The 6,299-nt window shown below is 71.5% G+C and carries 7 protein-coding genes; 1 reads left to right on the plus strand and 6 read right to left on the minus strand.

The features are described from left to right. The 4 genes from rsmA to rsmI all read right to left on the minus strand — a co-directional run. On the minus strand, window positions 1-729 hold a 729-nt coding region (gene rsmA / locus E7Z54_RS09910), incomplete at its 3' end, for a 16S rRNA (adenine(1518)-N(6)/adenine(1519)-N(6))-dimethyltransferase RsmA (protein ID WP_136433274.1). Window positions 730-771: 42 nt separating this feature from the next. Beyond that, complete coding sequence (locus E7Z54_RS24180) at window positions 772-1,917, minus strand: resuscitation-promoting factor (RefSeq protein WP_276606216.1); 1,146 nt, start codon at window positions 1,915-1,917, stop codon at window positions 772-774. Between the two features lie 288 nt (window positions 1,918-2,205). Then, window positions 2,206-3,045: a TatD family hydrolase gene (locus E7Z54_RS09920; RefSeq protein ID WP_136433276.1), complete on the minus strand. Its 840-nt coding sequence runs from the start codon at window positions 3,043-3,045 to the stop codon at window positions 2,206-2,208. Continuing rightward, window positions 3,038-3,874, minus strand: coding sequence for a 16S rRNA (cytidine(1402)-2'-O)-methyltransferase (rsmI, locus tag E7Z54_RS09925; protein ID WP_136433277.1), 837 nt, complete (start codon window positions 3,872-3,874; stop codon window positions 3,038-3,040). The genes E7Z54_RS09920 and rsmI overlap by 8 nt, the downstream gene beginning before the upstream one ends. A gap of 9 nt (window positions 3,875-3,883) precedes the next feature. Here rsmI and E7Z54_RS09930 point away from each other — a divergent pair, with 9 nt between their 5' ends. Continuing rightward, window positions 3,884-5,662 carry a dolichyl-phosphate-mannose--protein mannosyltransferase gene (locus E7Z54_RS09930; protein WP_136433279.1) on the plus strand — a complete coding sequence of 593 codons (1,779 nt, stop codon included), beginning with the start codon at window positions 3,884-3,886 and terminating at the stop codon, window positions 5,660-5,662. A gap of 51 nt (window positions 5,663-5,713) precedes the next feature. On the opposite strand, the gene E7Z54_RS09935 is transcribed toward E7Z54_RS09930, so the two are convergent. Together E7Z54_RS09935 and E7Z54_RS23120 are read right to left on the minus strand one after the other, a co-directional pair. Continuing rightward, a complete protein-coding gene (locus E7Z54_RS09935) occupies window positions 5,714-5,983 on the minus strand; it encodes a DUF7218 family protein (protein WP_136433281.1) in 270 nt (89 codons plus the stop codon). A gap of 89 nt (window positions 5,984-6,072) precedes the next feature. Next, window positions 6,073-6,299: hypothetical protein (locus E7Z54_RS23120; RefSeq protein WP_206056116.1), on the minus strand; the 227-nt coding region annotated here is incomplete at its 5' end.

Raw genomic sequence — 6,299 nt, forward strand, 5'->3', positions numbered from 1 at the left:
CACGCCCCGCAGCGCCTTGCGGCGCTGGGCGAACGCGGCATCGATCACCGCGAACACCTGCTGGCGGGTGACCGCGGTGGTGGGCGGCTCGCGCCGGGTCCACGCGACGAGCCCGGAGTCCACGTTGGGCGCCGGCCAGAACACGTTGCGGCCGATCGCGCCTGCGCGTCGTACGTCGGCGAACCAGGCCGCCTTCGCCGACGGAATCCCGTAAGTCTTCGATCCCGGGGGCGCGGCCAGCCGGTCGGCGACCTCCGACTGCACCATGACCAAGCCATGCTCGAGCGACGGCAGCAGCGCCATCAGGTGCAGCAGCACCGGCACCGAGACGTTGTAGGGCAGGTTGGCCACCAGCGCCGTGGGCGCCGGGCCGGGCAGCTCGGACACCGTCATCGCATCGGCGAGCACGACGCGCAGTCGGTCGACCTGGGCGGGCGCGAACGCCCGGATCGTCGCCGGGAGCTCGCCGGCGAGCAGCGGATCGACCTCGATCGCGGTGACCTCGGCCCCCACCTCGAGCAGGGCCAGGGTGAGCGAGCCGATCCCGGGACCGACCTCCAGCACCACCTCGGCGGCTGCCACGCCGGACTCCCTCACGATGCGGCGCACGGTGTTGGCGTCGATGACGAAGTTCTGCCCGCGCTGCTTGGTCGGGCGCAGGTCGAGGCGCGCTGCGATCTCCCGAACCTCCGCCGGGCCCAGCAGCCGCGGCGCGGAGGTGTCAGGCATGGCCCCAGCCTAGTGAGCCGGGGCCATGCCTGGGTGCGCGTGTCAGCGCAGGCCGAGCTGGGCCGAGCAGTGCGGCCACTGGCCCCAGCCCGACCGAGCCTGAAGGATCTGGCCGCGCTTGATCTGCTCCTCCCGGCTGTGCTGGTGCGGGAGACCGGAACCGCCGACGGACTGCCAGGTGGAGGGGCTGAACTGGAGGCCGCCGTAGTACCCGTTGCCGGTGTTGGCCGCCCAGTTGCCGCCCGACTCGCACTGGGCGAGGCGGTCCCAGACCGTGCTGCCGCTGGCGTAGTTGGCCGCGGGGGCCTCCTCCTTGGTGCCCACGCGGACCACCTCGGCCCTCGGCGCGCGAAGGACGTCCTGGGCCAGTACGACGCGGCGGACCACGTCGCCGTTGCGCGTCGTGATCCGGTAGGTCACGTCGCGCAGCCCGTCCACGCCCTCGGTCTGCACCTCGGACTCGCCCTCGAACATCGAGTCGTCCTCGATCTCCTTGACCGGCGCCGGGACGACCTCGTCGTCGATGCTGCGCTTCTTGACCTCGATGTCGGTGAACACGATCCGGTCCCCGTCATCGATCACCTTGTCGCGCCCGGGGCGTACGACGTCGTGCTTGTCGAGCTCGACGCCGACCTCGGCCAGGGCCTGCTCGACGGTCAGGGCTGCGACCTCGCGCCTGACCATCCTCTTGCCGGCGAGCTTCAGCCTGAGGGTCTTCGGCGTGACCACCTCGATGGCGGCGCCGTCCCGGCTGATCGTCATGCTGCGGCTCGTCGACAGGCGGGCGTCGCTGTAGAGGCGGCCGATCTGCGCCAGAGCGCCGTCGACGTCGGTCGCGGTCACCCAGTGGGTGCTCTTCTTGCCGTCGACGGTCAGCTCGACCGGACGGGCGAAGCGGACGGCGATCTTGTCGCCCTCGGCGACGGCCTCGTCGAGGTCGGGCTGCACGAGGTCGCGCTCACCGATCTCGATCCCCTCGTCCCGCAGGACGTCTTCGACGGTGTCGCCCATGGTGGTGACGGGGCGCTCGTGGCCGTCGACGGAGACGGTCACCTCGGTGCTCATGGAGGCGTAGCCGTAGGTCACTCCGGAGACCGCCAGCAGGACGGCGGCGATCAGCGCGACGAGCGCGGTCCGGCTCCGGGTCAGCTTGTGGAACAGGGCAGGGTTCGGGTGCGCAAGTCGCACGATTCTCCGATGGTCGTACTCCCCGGGCCTCGGGCGACCAGCTCTGCCCGGACCGCGCGCCACGCATCACGCGTGGACCACCCCCAGGCCCCGAGAGATCCCGATCCGCGGATCTCGACAGGAGCCCGTACCGCGCTCCCGGAGCTGTCGGAATCAACACCCGATCCCGGCCTTCAGTCATCCACCACAACCGACACCCGGCCCAAATGCAACTTCTCGGCGCCCACGCGAGGGGGTGGTGGTGACCCGATTCACCCTCGGTCGGTCACTTCTGTCACACCGGTCACATCACCAGGAGCCACCGAAGGCGTCCTCGGTGTTGGCCTCGAGGGCGGCGCAGAGCGCGGCCAGGTCCTCGTCCCGCTCGGCCGCCATCGTCCGTACGGTGAGCGGCACCAGGTACGACGCGTTCACCTGGCCGCGGTGCGGGTGCGGGGTCAGGTACGGCGCGTCGGTCTCGACCAGGATCCGGTCGGAGGGCGCGACTCGGAGTGCCTCACGCAGCGGCGCGGCGTTCTTGAACGTGACGGTGCCGGCGAAGGAGAGGTAGGCGCCGCGGTCCAGGCACTTGCGGGCGAAGGCAGCGTCGCCGGAGAAGCAGTGCATCACCCAGCGCGCGGGCGGGCCCTCGGCGTCGAGCACCTCGAGCACCTCATCATGGGTGTCGCGGTCGTGGATGACGAGCGTCTTGTCCAGCCGCTTGGCGAGGTCGATGTGCCAGCGGAAGGACTCCACCTGCACGGCCCGGCCCGCCTCACCGGTCCGGAACGCGTCGAGCCCGGTCTCCCCGACGGCACGCACCTTGTCGTGCGCGGCGGCGAGCGCCTCGATCTCCGACCACGCCGCTTCGAGCTCGCCGCGCTCGGCCAGTCGCGGCGCCTCGTTCGGGTGCAGCGCGACGCCCGCGACCAGCTCCGGCCGCTCATCGGCGGCGGCGACCGCCCAGCGGGCGCCGGCGAGGTCGCAGCCGATCTGCACGATCCGGGTCACGCCGACCGAGCCGGCGGCCGCGATCGCCTCGTCGACGTCCCATGGCCCGCCGTCCCGGCCGACGTCGAGGTGACAGTGGTTGTCGACGACCGGGTGCGGAAGGGGCTCCGGGACCGGCGGCAGGTCGAGCTCACTCATCGACGTGGACCACCTGGTAGACCTCCCGCTTGGGCAGACCGGCACGCAGGGCCACGGCCGCGATCGCCTCCTTGCGGCGCATCCCGTCGGCCTCGAGGCCGGCCACGGCCTCCCGCAGACTCCCTGGGTCGGTCGCCATGGTGGCACCGGCGACCGCGCCGGACACCACGAGGGTGACCTCGCCGCGCACTCCCTCGGCGGCCCAGTCGACGAGCTCGGCGAGCGGACCGCGGCGTACCTCCTCGTGGGTCTTGGTGAGCTCCCGGCACACCGCCGCGGCCCGGTCGACGCCGAAGGCGTCGCGCATCGCCTCCAGCGCGGCGACGGTGCGGTGCGGTGCCTCGAAGAAGACCATGGTGCGCTCCTCGGCGGCCAGGTCGGCGAGCCGGCGCGCCCGCTCCCCCGCCTTGCGCGGAAGGAATCCCTCGAAGCAGAACCGGTCGACGGGCAGCCCGGACACGGCGAGCGCTGTCAGCACGGCCGACGGACCCGGCACCGCGGTCACCCGGATGCCGGCGTCGACGCAGGCCGCCACCAGCCGGTAGCCCGGATCGCTCACGCTCGGCATGCCGGCATCGGTCACCAGCACCACCCGTTCGCCACCGACCAGGGCCTCCACGAGCGAGGGCGTGCGGGCAGCCTCGTTGCCCTCGAAGTACGACACGACCCGCCCGGACAGCTCGATCCCGAGGTCGGAGACCAGCCGGCGGAGCCGGCGGGTGTCCTCTGCGGCGATCACGTCGGCGGCGGCAAGCTCCTCAGCGAGCCGAGGTGGTGCGTCCCCCACCTGCCCGATGGGCGTGCCCGCCAGCACCAGCACTCCGCTCACGTGCCGATCATGTCATTCCCCGTAGGCTTCCCGACCGTGACCGCCGTCGAGGACGAGACCCGGAGGCCCGAGCGCCTGGTCGGCCTCGCCACCACGACCTCGGGCAGGCCGGTCCCGCTCGCCGCGGAGCGGGCGGTCAACCCACTGCATCGGTTGGGGCGCCGGGAGAGGCTCTCGGGCTGGCTGTTCCCGCTCGGGGTCACGCTGCTCGCGTTCGGCCTGCGGCTGGTCCACCTCGGCACCCCGAACCGGTTCGCGTTCGACGAGACGTACTACGCCAAGGACGCGTGGTCGCTCCTCAACAACGGGTACGTCCAGACCTACGTCAAGGACGTCGACGGCAACGCCAAGAACGAGATCAACGACGACATCCTCGCCGGCCACACCCACGACGTCTGGACCGGCGATCCCTCGTTGGCGGTCCACCCCGACGTCGGGAAGTGGCTGATCGCCCTCGGCGAGAAGGCGTTCGGGATGGATCCCTTCGGCTGGCGGATCGCGTCGGCGGTCGCCGGGGCCCTGATGGTGCTGGTGATCTGCCGGCTGGTCCGCCGGATGACGGGCTCCACGCTGCTGGGCTGCGTCGCGGGCACCCTGCTCATGCTCGACGGCCTGCACTTCGTGCTGTCCCGGCTGGCCCTCCTCGACATCTTCCTCGCCCTGTTCCTGCTGTGCGCGGTCGCCTGCCTGGTGGCCGACCGGGACTGGCACCGGGCGCGGCTGGCGCGACGCACGGCGAGCTCGGGCAGCTGGGGCCCGCGGATCCTGCTCCGTCCCTGGCTGCTCGCCGCCGGGGTCTGCTTCGGCCTGGCGATCGGCACCAAGTGGACCGCGCTCTACCCGCTCGCCGCGTTCGGCGTGCTCTGCTGGCTGTGGAGCGCGGGCGCCCGCCGCCTGCTCGGCATCCGCTGGGCGGTCGCGAAGGGGGCGCTCGCGGACGGGCTGCCCGCCTTCGTCCACCTCGTCGTGGTAGCCGCGCTCGTCTACATCGCGACCTGGGGTGGCTGGCTCGCGCACGTCCAGCAGTACGAGGAGCACCTCAGCTCCACGCAGTACCGCCAGTACACCGGCCAGGGCCACTGCGCCGAGGACGACGACTCCTTCGTCGCGACCGACCTGGACGAGAACAGGAAATGGCCGACCGCGACGGAGAAGGACGCCAGCGGCATCGGGGAGGCGTGGCAGTCACTGCGCTCGCTCTGGTACTACCACCAGGACGTCTACACCTTCCACACGCACTTCCTGAACTGCTCCGAGCACTTCTACGACTCCAAGCCGTCGAGCTGGCTGCTGGTGAACCGCCCGGTCGGCGTCGCGGTCACCAACGACATCAAGCCGACCGCACCCGGCTGCGACGCGCCCGCGGACAGCCACTGCATCAAGCAGGTGCTGCTGATGCCGACTCCGGTGCTCTGGTGGGGCGGCGTGCTCGCCCTCATGTTCGCGGTCCTGATGTGGCTCGGCGCCCGCGACTGGCGGTACGGCGTCGCCGTGGTCGGCGCGCTCTCGACCTGGCTGCCCTGGCTCCAGTACGACGAGCGGCCGATCTTCCTCTTCTACGCGATCGCGATCCTCCCGTTCACGGTGATCGCGCTGACGCTGACGATCGGCACCCTGATCGGGCCCTCTCGGCTGCCGTCCGCGAGACGGACCGCGGGCGTGGTCGTGGGCGGCGCCTTCGTGATCCTGACCCTGGTGAACTTCGCGTGGTTCTGGCCTATCTTCACCAACCAGATGATCACGCACAGCGAGTGGCTCGACCGGGTCTGGTTCTCACGCTGGGTCTAGCTTCTGACTGCGCGAGCGGGTCTCTGCTGCTCGATGACGCTGCCGCGCCCCTCAGTGGTTGCGCAGCGCCTTGATGAGCTCCCCCTTCCGCATCTTCGAGCGTCCGTCGATCCCGATCTCGGCGGCGCGCTTGCGGAGCTTGTCGACGGACCAGTCGTCGTAGTCGCCGGCCTTGCCGCCGCGGCTGCCGACCTTCTTGCTGCCCTGGGACTTCATCGCGTTGGAGATGCGAGCGGCCTTCTCCTTGCTCGCGCCGTCCTCGCGGAGCTCTTCGTAGACCTCGGGGTTCTTGACACCGGGTCCGTGCTTCTTCGCGGGCATGACTCCTCCTCTGGGACTGGAGACGCCACGGTGCGCTCACCGCGGCGCGAGGCCGATGGCCTCCTCGACCAACGGCTCCTCCTCATCCGCTACCCCAGCAGCGGCAGGAGAGACGCCCCCGACCCGATCCGCACCTCGCCCGCCTCGCGGTCGATCTCCACCTCGGTCCCCAGCTGCACGACCCTCGCGTGCCGGTGCAGCCAGCGCACGACCTCCGCCACGGCGCGCGGCCCCGGCTCACGCCTGCGGTCGTACCCGAGGAGCGCGCCCGGCCGTCCCGGACCGACGACCAGGGCGCCGACCCGCGAGCGCCCGG

The organism is Nocardioides sp. (genome assembly GCF_004803405.1).
GTDB classification, from domain to species: domain Bacteria; phylum Actinomycetota; class Actinomycetes; order Propionibacteriales; family Nocardioidaceae; genus Nocardioides; species Nocardioides vastitatis.

Coding starts and splice junctions, on each gene's coding strand:
- E7Z54_RS09935 (WP_136433281.1), bottom strand. CDS start 5,983: ATGCCCGCGAAGAAGCACGGACCCGGTGTCAAGAACCCCGAGGTCTAC.
- E7Z54_RS09920 (WP_136433276.1), bottom strand. CDS start 3,045: ATGAGTGAGCTCGACCTGCCGCCGGTCCCGGAGCCCCTTCCGCACCCG.
- E7Z54_RS09930 (WP_136433279.1), top strand. CDS start 3,884: ATGTCATTCCCCGTAGGCTTCCCGACCGTGACCGCCGTCGAGGACGAG.